The following is a 16936-nucleotide window of genomic DNA, read 5'->3' on the forward strand; positions in this document are numbered from 1 at the left end:
GCCTGGCCGCCAGCTTGCGCACGTGGCGTGCTTCGCCTTCATCCTTGGCAGGGCGAGCAGTGAGCAACTGGGGCATGACACCCCCCACTGCCGGGTCACGTCACGCCTGACGTATCGCCGCTTCCATTGAGCAACGCGGCACTAGGCGGTACAGTTCGCTGCCCTGCTCCTGCGCGCTATCCATCTGCGTAACCCACACCCAAACGACCGAGTCACCAATCAGGCGTTTGTCGCCGACGTGGCCGCGATCGAGGCGGAGGGCGACGCGCTGCTCGGCGAGCGGCTCCGCATGGGCGAGAGCTACGGCCTGCAGACCCGCTTCCTGGTGCATCGGGCGGGGCTGTGGACGTTCCTGCACGACCCGGCGGTGCCGCCGACCAACAACAGCAGCGAGCAAGCGCTGGGGCCGCTGGTGATCCACCGCGGTGCTGCCGATCTGCGCCCGCCACCATACGGTATTGCGGCGCGCCGGCAGGCACGGCCGCGTCTATAAGCCCACCGGCGTGCGCTGGTGGCTCGGCGTGTGAGCGAGAGGACAGGGAATAGGGATTAGGGAATAGGAATGTAGGAACGCACGGCGCGCCGCCATGTACAGCGGGCTGGGGATCGCCCAGCGCCCAACGCCGCCGTACGCCTCGTCTATACTCGAAGCGCAGAGGGTGCGCGGCCGTGCGGGCGCCCGCGGGAGCAGGCAATGTCGATCAGCTACGAAACCTACGCGCGGGTGGCGTTGGAGGATGCGGATGGACAGTGGGAGCTGGTCTGCGGGCAACTCAGGCAAAAGCCGCCGATGACGATCGAGCACGACGGATCAAGCTGGCGGCTGAATACCTTCTTCGTGCGACAGCTCGACGAGCGGCAGTTCTTGGTGAGCCAGACCGCGCGCCTGCGCATTTCCGCCACCAGCTATTTTGTCCCAGATCTCTGCGTGATTCCGGTCGCGCTTGAGCAGCGCATCCGGCGCGAGCGACCGCGCGAGCTGGCCGTGCTGGACGAGCCGCTGCCGCTGGTGGTTGAGATCTGGTCGCCCTCGACCGGCAATTACGACATGGAGACGAAGCTGCCCGGCTACCGCGAGCGCGGCGATCGGGAGATCTGGCGCTTACATCCCTACGAGCGCACGCTGATCGCCTGGCGCCGGCAGACCGACGGCAGCTACACCGAAACCCATTACGCCGGCGATGCCGTGGTCGAGCCCATCTCCCTGCCCGGCGTACGCATCAGCCTTGCAGCCCTGTTTGCCTGAGGAGCCACATCGTCCCTATGGCGGCCGCGTGCTAGAGTGTGCGCTCAACCGGCATGCGCCGCCTGGCGCACGCGCACAGGAGATGCTCGCCCATGACCACCGCCGCCCTGCCCCGCTCGATCGAGGCGCTGACGCCCGCCTTTCTCACCGATGCCCTGCGCGAGGGCGGCGTGCTGCCGCGCGGCAGTGTCGTGGCCGTCGCCAGCGAGCCGGTGGGGCAGGGGGTGGGGCTGCTCTGCCAGCTCGCACGGCTCTCGCTCACGTACGACGGCGCACCGGCCGGCGTGCCCGCCACGCTGATCGCCAAGATCCCCTCCGGCGACGAGCAGACGAAAGGTATGGCGAACGCCTTCGGCTTCTACGCCAAGGAGGTGCGCTTCTACCGCGAGCTGGCCGCGCGCGTCTCGCTGCCCGCGCCCGCCTGCTGGTACAGCGCCCTGGAAGAAGCCTCCGGCGACTTCGTGCTGCTGCTGGAAGACCTCGGCGCCGCCCGCCTCGGCGATCAGCTCGCCGGCTGCACGGTCGAAGAGGCGGCGCTGCTGCTGCGCGAGCTGGCAAAGGTGCACGCCGCCTGGTGGAACAGCCCCATGCTGGACGAGATCGACTGGGTGCCCGACGCGGGCAGCCCGATCAACAAGGCGGGCCTCACGCTCTACCCGCTGGCCTGGCCAGCATTCGTGGAGCGCTTCGGCGCGGAGACGCCGCCCGAGCTGCTTGCCATCGGCGAGCGGCTGGGCCAGAACGTGAACGCGATTCTCGATCGCTTCTGCGCCGGTCCGAAAACGCTCTGCCACGGCGACTATCGCGCCGACAACTTCTTTTTCGGCGCGCGGCCGGGGCAGCCGCCGTTACGCGTGATCGACTGGCAGATCGCCGTGCGCGCCGTGGGCACGTACGATGTCGGCTACTTCCTCACGCAAAGCCTCGACGTGCCGCTGCGCCGGGCGCACGAGCTGGAGCTGCTGGGGCTCTACCACCGCACGCTGCGCGAGGGCGGCGTGCAGGACTACAGCTTCGGCGACCTGATCAGCGACTACCGCTGGACGGCGCTGTTCTGCTTCGCCTATCCGGTGATGGGCGGCGGGCTGGCAGATCTCTCAAACGCGCGGGGCGTGGCGCTGGCCCGCGCGATGATGCAGCGCAGCGCCGCCGCCATCCTCGACTGGCAGGCCGGCGAACTGCTCGGGTAAGTGACTGGTTACAGGTTACGGGTTGGTCCGCCCGCGATCCCCACGGTCACCTACCTTGCGTAGTGCTCGATCACCTCGGCGGCGCGGGCGTCGCCGGGTTCGCCGCGCTCGCGCAGCTGCGCCGCCACGTGGCGCCGCAGCTCGGCTGGGCCGGCGGGGCCGGTCTTGAACTTGACCTCGCGCCGCAGGATCTTCAGCCGCGCCACGCCCAGCCGGCGCAGGCGCGGACCGTAGAACGTGCCGTCTTCGATCGGCGTGTAGCTTGCGCCGGGCTCGTACGTCCGTACCAGTGCGGCCAGCGTCCGCGCGACTTCGGCCGGGTCAGTGCAGGTTTCGGCGGCGCAGAAATACTGCACGGCGCGGAAGTTGAGCGTGGCGCGGCCGGCGTCGGCCGGGTCCACCCAATCGTGGCGCGAGAAGGCGAGGAAGTCGGAGACGAGGAAGGTGGCGTACGGGTTTGCCTGCAGCGCCCGGAAGACGGGGTCTTCCTGCACGGCGTGCAGCTCGATCGTCTCGCCCTGCTTGACGAAGGGCAGGAAGCTGACCTGCGGGAAGCCGTCGGGCGGTGTGGCGATCAGCTGGCCGTGCCGCTGCCCGGCGACAAACGCCTCGATCGTCGTCTCGTCCTCGACCAGATAGCGCTCCGAGCGATACATTGCCGGCCTCCGTGGCCAAATCGGTGACAGGTTACAGGCGACAGGGTGGTCACGGCCGTCTGCCGCGAGCGTAGCAGCCACAATGGCCTACTGACAGAGCCAATACTGTCTCATAGCGCTGGGCCAATGGCCGGGATACGGAACAGGGAATAGAGGGGGCAGGGCGCAGGGCATAGGGCGCAGCAGTGAAGCGCAAGACGCTCGGCGTGTTCCTCGCGCACCGTTGAGGACGCAACGCAACGCAGCCGGCAGCTTTGCAGCCCTGATGGTAGCCCTTACATTCCTGTTTCCTGTTCCCTGTTCCCTACTTGAGCGCGTAGGCGTTGAGCGGCGAGCCGACGGCGCCGGTGAACGGCAGCGGCGGCGCCACGAACAGGAACTCGTAGACGCCGTCGGAGGCAGAGTCGGCGGCCAGCGCTTCGAAATCGAAGATCTCACCCACCAGCATGCCCATGTAGGCGATCAGGACCAGGTGCAGCGGCTGGAAGCAATCCGGCGTCTCGTTCGGCCGCACCTCCATGCCCCAGGTATCCGTCGCCACGCAGGCGATCTCCGCGTCGTGCAGGAACTGCGCCGTCTCCAGGCAGAGGCCCGGCGCGTCGCCGCCGGCGTACATGCCCCAGCCGCCCTGCGCCCGGCACTGCGCCATCTGGCCCGTGCGCACCAGCAGCGCGTCGCCGCTGCCCAGCGTGACGCCGGCATAGTGGGCGCAGCCGAGCAGGTCGTCGCTGGTGATCGGCGTGCCCGGCTCCAGCCAGTCCACGCTCTTGTAGCGCGGCATGTCGAGCAGCACGCCGCGCGTGGCGACCTTGCCCGCGACCTTCTCGATGCCGTTCACCGTGGCGCCGCCGGAGTGGACGAGCGCCATGTCGCGGCCGTTGTAGGTCTTGCCCTCGACGAAGATGTGCGAGAGGGCGTCCCACTGCGTGCCGCACTGCAGCGGCATCGTGATCACGTCGTCGGCGTAGCGCAGGCCGGGGATGCGGTCCTGGGCGCCGGCCGCGGCGTCGGCGCCGCTGGCCAGCATCAGGTGAATCGGGTTGAAGCGGCGGCCGCCGCGCTGGGGACCGTCGGCGTCGTAGGGCAGGGCGCAGGAAATGACCTTGCCCTGCCGCACCAGCGCCGCGGCCGCGGTAATCTTCTGCGGCGTGATGAAGTTGAGCGTACCAACCTCGTCATCGGCGCCCCAGCGGCCCCAGTTGCGCAGCCGGCGGCCCTCCTCCAGCACGGTTTGCAGCGTCCAGGTCTTCGTCGTCACGGTGCGCCTCCCGCCCCTGTGTCAGTCGGACGGGGCACATGCTAGGCACGGGCGACCCTGGCTGGCAAGGCGGCCGGACGTTGCTGAGGCCGACGATCATCTGCCGGCTTCCTGCAACTGCTGCAGGTGGCCGCGCCAGTGGCGGGCGATCATCTCCAGCCGCTGGCCGGCGCTGAGCGTGCGGCCGTCCGTGAAGCGGAAGACCACGGTGTCGAGGTCCGGCGCCTCGCGCGCCACGCGCAGCAGCCGTGCCGTGGCCTGGCGCAGTTGCGCGGTGATCTCCGCGGCGCTCTCACCGGCGCGGGTGCGCAGCGCGGCGTCGTTGACCTCGTCGGCGGTGCCGGAGATCAGCCAGGGCGGGCCGCCGTGCGCGGCCGAGGCGATGCCCCAGGCGGTCGCGTCGTGCCAGTAGGGCAGGTGGGCCAGCACGTCGCGGGCGCCCCAGCGGTCGATCCGCGCCGCCGAATGCTCGCCCGGCCCCGCGAACCAGGCCAACGTCTCCTGCACGGCGGCGTCGAGATCGGCGATCAGCGCCTCACGGTTCGGTGTGCTCGTCATTGCTTCCTCCTGTGCGCTCGTCACGCTTCACCCGCGCGAGTATAGCGTCCCGCCCGGTTGACGGCCGGTGAGCGACCGGCGATCCTCCCTGCAAGCCGGCGCGCAACGCCGGAAGAGAGCGGTCTGGAGTGCCGTGCGATGGAAAGCCGACCGGCGCAGATCGTGGACACCTATCTCGGCTACTGGAGCGACGAGATCCTGGTGTCCTTCCTGCTGGTGGACTTCGGCGGCGCGATCCGCGGCATCGGCGGCAACCTGCTCAACGGCGCCGACCCGCACGCCAACCGCCGCTACGGCGAGGAGTTTGCGCTGCGCCTGCTGCACGCCTGCGGCGCCGCCCGCTGGCGCGAGCTGGACGGCCTGCGCATCGACGTGCTGCTGGACGCGCCGTTTCCCTGGGGCCGCGCCATCGGCGTCCAGACCGAGTGGGGCGGTCGCTTCCTCTTCGCCGAGCTGACGGAGGCGACGAGCAGCAGCGAGCGCCGTTCAGCAGCAGCGCTCGAAGAGATGGGCGGCCAGCGGCCGCTGCGCCCGCCGCCCACGGCCACGGTCTCGGCCCTGCACGAGGGCGCAGGGCGTAGGGCGTAGGGCGTAGGGCGCAGCGGGCAGGTCCAGCGGCCCTTCCACGCCCTGCTCCCAGCCTTGCCGGTTCGCCCTTGCGCCTGCTGCCACGCCCCGCCCGCGCAAAGAGGCGGCGTTGATTCGCACTCGCTGGCGCGCAGCCGTGAGGGGGCGCCCCAGCACCCAACGAGAGAGCCGATTGTCGTTCGCAGGTTGGAGGAGGGCGGGAAGCTCCCTCCGCCCCACGCCCTGCGCCCTCCGCCCTCTAGAAGAAGATGCTGAGGTTCTTGGCGCTGACCACGTTCTGTCCCAGCACGATCGTACGGCGGGCGATCTTGAAGGCGCCGTCCACGCGGCGCAGCACGTCGTCGCGGTAGCCGATGAACAGGTCCTGCTCCGTCTCGTTGCGGCCGCGGTGGATCACGAAGGTGCAGTGAACCTTGAGCTCATCGCCTTCCACGGCATCGATCTGCACATTATTGACGTTGTGGATCGTGCGCGAGGGCGGGTCTTCGGCCCAGGCCATGCCGGTATCGAGCCGCGCCACGCGGCCGCGCAGCATCGTCAGGTTGTCGTCGAAGTAGGCCAGCTCGTCCGGCTTCGACAGCTCGTTGTCGAGATCGTTGAGGTAACGGTTGCTGCGCGTGGGCATCCAGTAGTGGATGTCCTCGGTGAACAGCTCGATCCACGCATGAAAGCGCCGCTCGTCCAGCAACCGCGCCTCGTGGTAGAGAAACTGCTCGACTTCGCGCAGCAGGTCCGGGGCCACGATCGTCATCGCGCCGCACTCTCCTCTCGCGCGCCGGCGTCTGCTGGGGTTGACCTGGCGCTTGCGCGCTGCCGGGGCGCGGCCGGCGCCGCGACGGGCCGTTCACGAACGGCCGCGATCAGATGCCGGCGGCCTCACCAGCCCGCTATCACTCCGCGGTCATCAGCTCGCGCCAGCGGGCGTAGTAGCCGCGCTGGTTGATCTCGGCGAAGTTGGCGCCGCGCCGGCCGGGATACTCCTCCATCGCCCGCTCGTGGCCCAGCCCCATCTGGTAATTGAAGGGATACTGCCGGGCGATGTAGCCGCGGCTGGAGGCGGTGCACTGGTTCCAGTTTTCGCCGTCGTCCTGCTCGAACATGCCGGAAGGATTGAAGTTGTAGGCGCTCTGCCGGCGCACCATCTGCTTGATTCGCTCCGGCGCGTCCTTGTCGACGTAGACCCAGGCCCAGATCTCCATCTTCTCCGGCCCCTTCGGCTGCCAGACGCGCACCGTGCCGCTGCCAAGGAAGGAGAAGTTGGGAAACAGCGTAGCGTGCACCGTGGACAGCTTGTGCGCCCGCTCGGGGCCCAGGTGCGCCTCGACCTCCGGGCGGATGCTGTCCATGTACTCCTGCATAGCCGGCCGCTGCGGGAACTGGCGGCCCTCCGGGTCGTCCAGCAGCGTTACACCCATGCCGTGACCGCCGCCGGCGCTGACCTGCATCATCGGCGGCTGCGTGAGCCGGGCGGCTGGCCCGTTCAGCCCTTCCGCCTCCGCGCGCACGCGCAGCGCCGAGCCGTGGCTGAAGGGTGCGTGGTACATGTCGCCGACAAAGTTGTCGGCGGCGAACTTCCAGTTGCAGGGCATCTGCCACTTGTGCGTGCCGGGCACGAACTCGACGCCGCCGGGCCGGCGGTTGAAGCAGAGGTCGAGGTAGTAGGCGAAGTCGCCGATGTACTCCTCCAGCGTCACCGCGTTGGCGTCCCAGGCGCCGAAGATCAGGCCGGCATAGCGCTCCAGCCGCGGCACGGGCACCAGCCCCCACTGCTCTTTGTCCAGGTCGCCGTAGTAGGCGTCGGCGTGGTTGGGCACGCCGATCAGGCGGCCGTCGCCGGCGTAGGTCCAGGCGTGATAGGCGCAGGTGAAGGCGGCGGCGTTGCCGGCGTCGGCGCGGCAGACGCGCATGCCGCGGTGGCGGCAGGAGTTGAGGAAGGCGCGCACCTTGCCGTCCTTGCCGCGCGTGACCAGCACCGGGTCTTCGCCCATGTAGGCGCTGAAGAAGTCGCCGGGGTTGGGAATCTGGCTTTCGTGGCAGAGAAAGAGCCAGCACCTGGCGAAGATCTTCGCCAGCTCGAGCTGGTAGACCTCATCCTCGACGAAGATGCGCCGGCTGATCAGACCCTGCTCGGGCTGCACCAGGTCGTTGAAGTCGTACCCAGAGGCGAAGCCGTTCGTCGCTGCGGCCATGTGAACCATGCCTCCTGCGCTGCCGTGCGCCGCCGCCGAATCTGCGGAAAACTCTGCGCCGTAGCCTATGGTCGGACCGCTGGCGCGTCAAGGCGAGCGGCGGGCCGCGTGAGGCAGGTTCGCTGTGGGATCTCCCGGCAGGCCGTCGCAGGGTTACCCAGGGTGCAGCCAGGACACGCAGGCGGTGAGCGGCGGGCGCCCGTCCGACGCGCACGGACGCAAGCTCAGCAAAAGGGACCGACGCAAAAGCCCTGCGACGGCGTGCCGTGGATGTGGAATGTGAAAACACCACCGGCCGCCTACCTGTATATCGTCGGAGAGACGGCCGCGGCTCAGCCCTGCAGGTTGCAATGTCGTGAACGAACGGTAACGGATCGACGTCGGATGGCCACGGGGCCGGACCGGCAACCGGGTATAGCCGTACAACCGGAAGCTACTCCGGCTGAGCGGGTGGGGCGAGCGGCAGGCGCAGCACAAAGCGCACGCCGGGGCCGTTGGGCTGCTCGACTGTGAGCGTGCCGCCGTGCTGCTCGGCGATCGTGCGGCTGATGTAGAGGCCGACGCCGATGCCGCTGATCTGGCGGTGCTGCTCGTCCGGCACGCGGTAGAAGCGCTGGAACAGCCGCCCCAGCGAGGCTGCGGGCACACCCAGGCCGTGGTCACGCACGCGGAGCAGCGCCTGGCCATCTTCCGCCCGCACGCTCACCTCCACCGGGCCGCCGCCGGGGCTGTACTTGAGCGCGTTCTCCAGCAGGTTGACGATGATCTGCTCGACGCGCTGCGGATCCCACACGCCGGCCACCGGCGCCTCCGGCGCCGAAAGCGCAATGCGATCGCCGCCGGGCGCCAGGCGGACGTGCTCGACCACGGCCCGTGTCAGCGCGACGAGGTCCGTGGTCACGGGGCGCAAGGGCAGCGAGCCGGTCTGGATACGGGTGAAGTCGAGCAGGTCGTTCAGCAGCCCGCCGATACGGCGCAACTGCCCCTCCATCACCCCGAGACCCTCCATCAGGCCGGAGTCCGGCTCCGTCTGCCGGCGCAGGCGGCGCAGCAGCACCTGGGCGAAGCCCTGGGCGGAGGTGAGCGGCGTGCGCAGCTCGTGCGAGGCGACGGAGAGGAACTCATCCTTCTGCCGGTCGGCGGCGGCCAGCTCGGCCTGCTGGATCTCGGCCACGCGGCGCAACGTGCGCTCGGCTTCAAACAGGCGGGCGTTGGCGATCGCGCCGGCGGCGATGCCGGCGAAAGCGCCGGCGAACTCCAGGTCGTCGTCGTCCAGCTCGCGGTCGGTGCGGGCGATCACGATCGCGCCGAGGCCGTGGCCGCGCTGCATCAGCGGCAGGCAGGCCCAGGAGCGGACCTGGCGCAGCTCCTTCATGTAGGCTTCATCGTCGCGCGGGGCGAGGGCGCGGATCTGCTCCTCGCCGAAGGCGCGGAAGACGCGCGGCTCGCCGCTGAGGATCACGGTGCCGGCCACCCCTTCGCCGACCTTGATCGGCCGCGCGGCGAAGACGCGGCGCACGATCTCGGCCCGCGCCGGTTCGCGGTGCTGCACGGCGCGCATCTCAACCAGCTCGCGCACCTCGTCGCGCAGGTAGATCACGCACCAGTCGCCCAGCACGCCGACGGCGCGGCGGCAGACGGCCTCGAGCACGCCGGCCAGCTCGAGGGTGGCGTTGAAGCTGCGGCTGACCTCGGCCAGAAAGCGGGCGCGCTCGCCGGCCGCGGCGCTCTCGCGATGCAGCCGCGCCGCCACCACCGCGTGGCCGATCTGCTCGGCCACGATCTGCAGCAGGGCGACCTCCGCGGCCGGCGGCGCGGCGGCGCGCACACCGGCCATGTTGACCGTGCCGCTGACCCGGCCGCCGCTGTGAAACGGCACGATGATGAAGGTGTTGGCGCCGATCAGCGCCATGATCTCGCGCGCGGTCTCACCGGGAGGCGAGGCGCCGGAATACTGCGGCTCGCCCGTGCGCAGCGCCACGGCGGTGAGCGAGCGGCCGTCCAGCGCGAGCTGCTCGTAGCGTTCCATGAAGGCGGACGGATAGCCGCTCTGGGCCAGGCAGCGCGCCAGGCCCGCCTGGCGATCGGCCAGGTAGATGCAGCAGGCCGAGAGACTGGTGATGCCGGCCAGCACCCGCGCCGCCTCGACCGCGACGGCGGCCGGATCGAGTGCGGCCGGGTCGCCGGAGGCAGCCTCGGCGATGGCGCGCACCGCGTCCAGATAACCGGTCAGCGCCGCGGCGCCGGACGGCTTCGGGCGCAGCGCCACGCCGGCCGTGGCGCGACCAGAGCGCGGAGCGTGCCCCTCGCGCGCGTTCATGGTTTCCAGTCTTGTCCGCGCGGCGCCCGCGGACAAGCGGTTCGCGCGGCAATTCTCTCGCAGCCGCACCACAAGCGCCGCCCGCGCCGGTCAGATCGTGCGGATCTGACGCGCCGCGGGCGCCGGCTGCGTTATGCTCTGCGGCAGCGACGATGGCTGAGCGGAGGGCGGCGATGCTGGTGGACCTGGTGAGCGTGCGCACGGACGACGACTGCCTGCTGGACGGGGCCTACTGGCCGGCCCTGGGCGAGCCGCCGGCGCTCGCCGACGCCTGCGTGCTGGCGCACGGCGCCGGCGGGAACGCCTTCTCGCCCGTGCAGCGGGCGCTGGCGGAAGGGCTGGCGACGGCCGGCGTGGCGGTGCTGGCGCTGAGCACGCGCGGCCACGATATCATCAGCCGCACGGCGCACGCCGACGGGCCGCGCCTGGGCGGCGTCGCCCTCGAGGATCTGGACGAGGCGCGGCTCGACCTTGACGCGGGTCTGCGCTTCCTCAGGGCGCGGGGCCACCAGCGCGTTGGGCTCGCCGGCCACAGCCTGGGCGCGGTCAAGGCCGTGCTGACGCAGGCCGCCACGAGCGAGGCTGCCTGCCTGATCGCGCTCTCGCCGCCGCGCTTTTGCCACGCCACGCTGCTGGCGGCTGCGAACGGGGCGCAGTTCCGCGAGACGCTGGCCGAGGCGCAGGCGCTTGTCGATGCCGGCCGCGGCGAGACGCTGCTGCGCGTGCAGGCGCCGATCGCCGGCTACTTCGCCGCCGCGCAGTATCTGAAGAAGTACGGCCCGGAAGACCGCTACGACGTGGTGCGGCACTTTCCGGCGGTGCACTGCCCGGCGCTGCTGCTCTACGGCTCGCTGGAGGCAAACGACGGCTCGGCCGTGAGCGCGACGGTGGCCGCGGCGCCGGAGCTGGCGCGGCAGTGCACGAACCTGATCGTCGTGGGCATCGAGGGCGCCGATCACGTGTACACGGGCTGCATGCCGCAGGTGATCGCGGCGATGCGCGGCTGGCTGGGCGTGGCGGCCCGGCCCTCACCCCCGGCCCCTCTCCCAAGCCTGGGCGAGGGGGGACTCAGCTCGGCGCGCGGAGGCTGAAGGCGCGGCCTTGTGGGCCATTGGACGGGCGCTCGGCGTACGCAGCTCACGCCGGCCGGCGCGACACACCACGACCGGCTAACCCGACCCACCCTCGGAACTTCTCCAGCAGGATCGCCCCTTCGCCATTGACATCGCGCTTCGCGCAATCTGGACGATTGGGAGAAGGGGTAAGGGGGATGAGGGCCGAAGGCGCCGCACGCCCTCTCACTGCCCGGCGTAGCGCACGAGGCTGTCGAAGGTGCGGCCGCGGTGGCTGTAGAACGTTGCCTCCATGATCTTGCTGTACTGCCAGCGCTGCGGCGCCGCGCTGTGTGCGGTCAGTTCGCTGGCGTCGCGGCACCAGGTGCGGGCGCGGGCGTCTTTCAGCGCTACTTCGAGGTCTTCGAGCCCCTTCGTTTCCACCAGCCAGTGTTCGCCGTTCGTGAGCCTCACCACGAAGTCCGGCTCGTAGAGGCGGAAGTGGCCCCTGGCGCTCTGGTAGTCGATCGTCAAGAGCTTTTTGGCGTTCTTGGCGTAGGCCGCCACATCTGGCGCCTCGTCCATGAACTCGACCAGCGCCGCTTCCAGAGCGCTGTCCACCGGCACCAGGTTGAAGACGGTCTTGCGCCCCTCGCAGACCTCCTTGCCCCAGACGAAGGCCCGCGTCTCTGCAACGCGCAGCGCCTCGCCGCGCAGCTCGACCCGCGTCTCCTCGCGCACCACGCGGTTGATCGCGCTGACAAACGGCCCGACCACGGCGGCGCGGGCATCGTCGCGCATCAGCCGCCAGAAGACGCGCGGATCGTCCAGGTCCACGGCGCGGCCGAAGGCGACGGCGCTGAGATAGCGCTTGACCAGGCCCACCAGCGTGTCGAACAGCGCCTGCGGCACGCGCGCCTCGCGCTGGATCCAGCGAGTGTAGAACCAGAGGATGCCCTGCGAGTTGGTGGGCAGCGGCAACTCCAGGTCGAACTCCTCCTGCACGCGCCTGGTGAGCACGTCGCGCAGGGTGTAGCGCAGCGTCTCGTCCGGGATCGTGTCCTCAAGCTCCAGCCGCCTGCCCTCCAGCGCCGTGACGTCGATGCGGCCGATCTGCTCCTCCGAGCGGCGCAGCAGGTTCGAAAGCTGCGGCACGCTGATGTCGTACGCCGCGATGCGCGCCGCCAAGACCGCGATCGTGCGGCCCTCCAGCGGTGTATCGATGCGGCGGCTCTTGAACTCGACGTTGTCGCTCTGCTTGAGCTGCTTGACGAAGCTCTCGAACGCCTCCGTGCCGAGGATATCGACCTGCTCGCGGGCGCCGGGCTGGCCGGGGTACATCAGCCGCAGGCCGCGGCCGATCGTCTGCTCGGGCAGGATGCGGCTCTCGGCCTTGAACGGGCGCAGGCCGACAACGACGGTGACGTTGCGCACGTCCCAGCCCTCGCGCAGCATCAGCACGGAGACGATGGCCCGATACGGGTTCTCGTCGGAATCGACCTCGCGGCTGGCCTTGCGCAGCCGCTCCAGCTCCTCTTTGGCCGCCTTGCCGCTGGCCGACTCAGACACCTCTCCCTGGCGGTTGGTGTGAATCGTGAGCACGCGGCCGGCGAAGCCGTCGAGCGACTCGAGGTAGGCGGCGATCTGGTCGGCGGCGGCGGTGTCGGCGGCCATCACAAACAGCAGCGGCTGTTTGCCGGCGCGCTCGTGCACCTCCTCGTACTGCTTGAGCCGCGCCACGCCCGCGTCGATCCACTGGCGGTAGGTCACGGCGGCGTTGTCGCTGGGGATTTCGTGCGGGTCGCTCAGCTCGCCCAGCAGCGGCTGCTTGACGATGCCGGCGGCGATCGCGTCGGCCAACGAGTAGTCGCTGACGATCCACTCGAACAGGGCGCCGTCGTTGTGCTTGGGCGTGGCGCTGAAGTCGAGCTGCGCCGCCAGCCCCGGCAGCCCGCGCGCCGTCAGCCGCTCGTGCAGGCCGGCGATCACGCGGCTCCAGGCGAGCTTCTCGTCGTGGACGTGGTGCGCCTCGTCGTTGAGCACGATCAGGTCGTCGTGCCGGCCGACGCGCTCGATCAGTTCTTCGGCCGAGCCGGCGCGCAGGTCGCGGCGCACGGGCGGCGGCAGCAACGCCTCGACCGGGTTGGACTCATCTTGCGCCTTCTCCTCGTAGAGCCGCTGCACGTTGCTGAGGTAGAGCGTGCCGGTGGCCGAGGGCGGCGCCGCCTCGTCCTGCAAGACGACCTGCAGATCGAAGTCGGGGCGCCATTCGGGCGGAATCAGCGGGTCTTGCACGAAGATGCGGCCGGAACCGAAGTCTGTGCGCAGCCGCTCGAAGACGATCAGGTTGGGCGCGATCAGCACGAAGTTGCGCGCCAGCGGCGAGTCGGGCTCGTAGAGCTTGTGGAAGTAGGACCAGACGATCGCCAGCGCCATGACCTTGGTCTTGCCGCCGCCGGTGGCGAGCTTGCAGAGATAGCGCGGGAAGCGGTCCGCGTTGGGGTCGTAGGGCTGCTCGGTGCCCGGCCCCATGTCGGCGCGGCGGTACTGCTGCAGGTTTTGATAGCGATCGTAGCTGGTGACAACGTTCTCCTCGTCACGCTCCAGCAGGGCGCGGAAGCTGCGCGCGGCAGCGACTTCACAGCAGTAGACGATCGTCTCGATCGCCTCGCGCTGGCCGAAGTAGTAGCGGAAGGCGCCGCCGTCGCGCAGCTTGTGCTCGTCCTCGAACCAGAAGCTGAACAGGCGGCGCGTGGTTTCGCTGAGGCCGGGATAGTCGTCGGCGCGCCAGGCGTTGACGGCGGCGCGCAGGCCGGGCACGAGCAGGGCGGCGCTGGGCTGGCGCTGGTTGGCGCCGGGCACGGCGTAGGGATCGACGCTGCCCGCCTCCAGCAGCGGACCGGCGGCGATCATCGAGAGCTGCGTCTCGGCGATGCGGGTGGGGCGGGCGCGGGTTGCTGTTCTTGGCATGGCGTGTCTTCGGCCCTTCGGCCCTCGCTATCCCCCTTCCCCCTTCCTCTCCCAATCCTGGGAGAGGAAGGGGGCGATCCTGGGGTGCTGGCGCGGGATTTGGTCGGGTTAGCGGGGCGCGGTGACGGCGCCTTTGGCGCGTCTGGCTTTGGCGGGCGGGCGGCGCGGTGCGCGGCGTTGGGCGCGGATTGCGGCGCCGCCGGGGTGGACGGCGCCGTTGGCGCGTCTGGCTGTGCCGCGCGGGGCGCCGCTCTTGACCGCCGCGCCGGCCGAGGCGGCGCAACACCCGCGCCTTCAGCCGCGGAAGATCGCGCTGAGTCCCCCCGTCGGGTCAGGCTCGTTTGCCGCCCTCGCGTCCGTGGCGCAACTCCCGCGCCTTCAGCCCCGAACGATCGCACTGAGTCCCCCCTCTCCCAGGATTGGGAGAGGGGGTCAGGGGGTGAGGGCCGAACGGCCTCCGCAATCCTCCCCAACGCCCGATCTAAATCGCCCAGCACCTCCGCGTTGCGCAGGCGCAGCACGCGGTAGCCCACCTGCTGCAAGCGCTCGTCGCGGCCGGCGTCGCGATCGCGCTGATCGGGCGTGTTGTGCACGGCGCCGTCGACTTCGACGACGAGCTTGTGCTTCGGGCAGAAGAAGTCGAGCACGAAGGGGCCGACGGCGTGCTGGCGGCGGAACTTGAGACCGGCCAGCCGGCCGCCGCGCAGCGCCTGCCAGAGCACGCGCTCCGCCGGCGTCGCTTCCTGCCGCAGCCGGCGCGCGGCCTCGGCCAGCTCGGGCGAGACGCCGCGGACGCGTTCGGCCCTCATCCTCTCCCCCTTCCCCTCTCCTTCTCCCAATCCTGGGAGAAGAGGAGGGGCGATCCGGCGGTGCTTGTGCGGGGCGGCGTCGGGTTAGTCCGGCTTTGGTTCCGGCGCTTTGCGCGGAAGGGCGACACGGCGCCGGCTCCTACGGCTGGGCGCCGGGGTCTCCTCTATCACAATCGGACGTTCGTCGCCGTTGCGCAGGGCTGCTCCGCTCGTGCGAACCGTTCCCAGCCCTCCGCCCCACGCGCAGCGAAGCTGCCGCGCCACCCCAGCCACGCCTTCAGCCTCCAACCCCACCGGCTCCAAGCTCCCCTCTCCCAGGATTGGGAGAGGGGCCGGGGGTGAGGGCCGATGGGCCGAGGGCATTAAACGCTGACCTCCAGCCGCCGCGTCGAGTCGATGCCGAAGACGTCCACCACTTTCACCAGCACGGTGTAGCGGCCGGGCGCGGGATACGTGTGCGCGGCGCTGACCGTGTCCAGCGTGCGGCGGGCGCGCGTGCGGAACGCCTGCCAGCCGTTGCAGAAGGTGTCGTCGTGATAGTCGAAGTCCACGGCCCAGTAGTCGATGTAGTCCGACCAGCGCGTCACCTTCTCGCGCACGGCGGCGGGCACCAGGTCCAGGTCGGGGATCACGAAATCGGTGAGCGCGATCTGCACGCTGCGCGGGGCGACGACGCGCGCCGCGGCTTCGAGATAGGCGAGGCTGTAGAAGCGCACGTCGGCCTGCTTGGCGCGCCGGTCCATCACGTCGTTGGGGATCTGGTAGCAGCGCAGATCGACGCCGTCCGCCTCGGCCTGCTTGCGCGCCAGGTCGTTGACGCCCATCTCCCACTCCCAGCCGAGCACGTCGACGGCGCTGGTGTGCGTGTCGCGGCACTCGGCCAGCACGTCGGCCAGCTCGGCGAAGGTGATGGGCGAATCGACGGCGCCGACGTGCACGGCGCGGCTGCCGCGCTTGCCGTGCAGGTGACGGAAGCCGGGCGCCGGCTCGGCGCGGTAGAGGGCGAGGATGAAATCGACGTAGGCGCGCAGCCGGTCGCCCAGCGTGACGCCCTGCCAGTGCGAGCGTTCGTACTTGCCCAGGTTGTAGACATCAAACGTCGCGCCGAGGTCGAGCAGCCGCTTGCGCGAGGTGTGCACCGCGAAGCGGCCCAAATCGCAGCCGATCCAGCGCCGGCCGAGCTTGTGCGCCACAGCCGCCGTGGTGCCCGAGCCGAGAAAGAAGTCCGCGACCAGATCGCCCTCGTTGGACGACGCCTTGATGATCCGTTCGAGCAGCGCCTCGGGCTTTTGGGTGTCGTAGCCGGTATCTTCTTTGGCTTGCGAGTTTAGCGGGCGAATGTCCGTCCATACGGACTGAAGCGGCGTACCCTCCGATTCATCCAAATACCGCTTGTAACGAGGCATCCCGCTACTTGTGTATAAAAGGCGGCCTTCCTTGTCCAGCTCCTGCATCCGCTCCTTAGTCCATCGCCAAGTCCGAATATGTCCGTGCCACTCATACCGCAGGTTTGGTCTATCCGGATTTTGATTGAGACAATTGTCCGCCATGAAACGCCGGCCATTCGAATCTTGGAGCGTATAGTGTGATGCGATGTAGGAAGGGTCAAGTGGTTCGTATAGCTGATTCCATGTCAGATTCTCGGTCTTGGAAAAGAACAGTATGGAGTCATGAGTTGCCGGGTAGTACCGACCGTGGCTTCGGGCGGCGACGCGCTTCCAGATAATCTCACGCTGGTCGTACTCGTCCCCGAACACCATATCGAGCACGCAGCGAGCGAGATGGTTTATTTGTGGGCCGATGTGAACATAAACACTGCCGGTTTCCGACAGCAACTCCCGTGCGACCACGAGGCGGTCGTAAAGCATTTGAAGATAGGATGTTTTACCCCCCCCCCCCCAAGTATCCCGGTACGCAAGATGCTCCAAGATTCCCGGCTCCTTCTCGACCTCCTCATCCCCGATCTGCGTGCGGAAGCTGAAGTCGGCGCCGGTGTCGAAGGGCGGGTCGATGTAGATCAGGTCGACCGTGCCCGCCAGCGGCTCGATCCCCGCGGCCGCGTCGCCCTGCAACAGCGAGGCCATCACCAGCTTGTTGTCG

At 69.6% G+C, this 16936-nt stretch carries 14 protein-coding genes; 5 read left to right on the forward strand and 9 right to left on the reverse strand.

Annotated features, from left to right (window positions below):
* Positions 1-238: 238 nt before the first annotated feature.
* From VKV26_05120 to VKV26_05130, 3 genes are all read left to right on the forward strand, one after another.
* Positions 239-493, forward strand: coding sequence for a transposase (locus VKV26_05120; protein ID HLZ69275.1), 255 nt, complete (start codon positions 239-241; stop codon positions 491-493).
* Between the two features lie 201 nt (positions 494-694).
* Positions 695-1246, forward strand: a complete 552-nt coding sequence (locus VKV26_05125) for a Uma2 family endonuclease (protein HLZ69276.1) — start codon at positions 695-697, stop codon at positions 1244-1246.
* 92 nt (positions 1247-1338) lie between these two features.
* Positions 1339-2436 carry a phosphotransferase gene (locus tag VKV26_05130; GenBank protein ID HLZ69277.1) on the forward strand — a complete coding sequence of 366 codons (1098 nt, stop codon included), beginning with the start codon at positions 1339-1341 and terminating at the stop codon, positions 2434-2436.
* 50 nt (positions 2437-2486) lie between these two features.
* On the opposite strand, the gene VKV26_05135 is transcribed toward VKV26_05130, so the two are convergent.
* The 3 genes from VKV26_05135 to VKV26_05145 all read right to left on the reverse strand — a co-directional run bounded on the left by VKV26_05135 (position 2487) and on the right by VKV26_05145 (position 4908).
* A complete protein-coding gene (locus tag VKV26_05135; GenBank protein ID HLZ69278.1) occupies positions 2487-3092 on the reverse strand; it encodes an FMN-binding negative transcriptional regulator in 606 nt (201 codons plus the stop codon).
* A 304-nt stretch (positions 3093-3396) separates the two neighbouring features.
* The gene (locus VKV26_05140) at positions 3397-4350 is read right to left on the reverse strand and encodes a cyclase family protein (protein HLZ69279.1); all 954 of its coding nucleotides are present in this window, start codon (positions 4348-4350) and stop codon (positions 3397-3399) included.
* A gap of 96 nt (positions 4351-4446) precedes the next feature.
* Entirely contained in the window at positions 4447-4908 is a 462-nt protein-coding gene (locus VKV26_05145; GenBank protein HLZ69280.1) for a DinB family protein, read from the reverse strand.
* A gap of 138 nt (positions 4909-5046) precedes the next feature.
* On the opposite strand from VKV26_05145, the gene VKV26_05150 reads away from it, so the two are divergent.
* Positions 5047-5496, forward strand: a complete 450-nt coding sequence (locus tag VKV26_05150) for a hypothetical protein (GenBank protein ID HLZ69281.1) — start codon at positions 5047-5049, stop codon at positions 5494-5496.
* Positions 5497-5734: 238 nt separating this feature from the next.
* Here the strand turns inward: VKV26_05150 and VKV26_05155 are convergent, their stop codons facing one another.
* The 3 genes from VKV26_05155 to VKV26_05165 form a co-directional block, all read right to left on the reverse strand.
* On the reverse strand, positions 5735-6247 hold the full coding sequence (locus VKV26_05155) for a 3-phenylpropionate/cinnamic acid dioxygenase subunit beta (protein HLZ69282.1): 513 nt from the start codon (positions 6245-6247) through the stop codon (positions 5735-5737).
* A 139-nt stretch (positions 6248-6386) separates the two neighbouring features.
* The gene (locus tag VKV26_05160) at positions 6387-7685 is read right to left on the reverse strand and encodes an aromatic ring-hydroxylating dioxygenase subunit alpha (GenBank protein ID HLZ69283.1); all 1299 of its coding nucleotides are present in this window, start codon (positions 7683-7685) and stop codon (positions 6387-6389) included.
* Between the two features lie 433 nt (positions 7686-8118).
* Entirely contained in the window at positions 8119-10005 is a 1887-nt protein-coding gene (locus VKV26_05165) for a GAF domain-containing sensor histidine kinase (protein HLZ69284.1), read from the reverse strand.
* A gap of 152 nt (positions 10006-10157) precedes the next feature.
* Here VKV26_05165 and VKV26_05170 point away from each other — a divergent pair, with 152 nt between their 5' ends.
* Positions 10158-11096, forward strand: a complete 939-nt coding sequence (locus VKV26_05170; protein ID HLZ69285.1) for an alpha/beta fold hydrolase — start codon at positions 10158-10160, stop codon at positions 11094-11096.
* 207 nt (positions 11097-11303) lie between these two features.
* Here the strand turns inward: VKV26_05170 and VKV26_05175 are convergent, their stop codons facing one another.
* From VKV26_05175 to VKV26_05185, 3 genes are all read right to left on the reverse strand, one after another.
* On the reverse strand, positions 11304-14027 hold the full coding sequence (locus VKV26_05175; protein ID HLZ69286.1) for a DEAD/DEAH box helicase family protein: 2724 nt from the start codon (positions 14025-14027) through the stop codon (positions 11304-11306).
* Entirely contained in the window at positions 13967-14836 is an 870-nt protein-coding gene (locus VKV26_05180) for an endonuclease domain-containing protein (GenBank protein HLZ69287.1), read from the reverse strand. Before VKV26_05180 ends, VKV26_05175 begins: the two co-directional genes overlap by 61 nt.
* Before the next feature lie 362 nt (positions 14837-15198).
* The gene (locus tag VKV26_05185) at positions 15199-16920 is read right to left on the reverse strand and encodes a DNA methyltransferase (protein ID HLZ69288.1); all 1722 of its coding nucleotides are present in this window, start codon (positions 16918-16920) and stop codon (positions 15199-15201) included.
* Positions 16921-16936 lie beyond the last annotated feature (16 nt).

The sequence above is a fragment of the Dehalococcoidia bacterium genome (genome assembly GCA_035310145.1).
Lineage (GTDB): Bacteria > Chloroflexota > Dehalococcoidia > CAUJGQ01 > CAUJGQ01 > CALFMN01.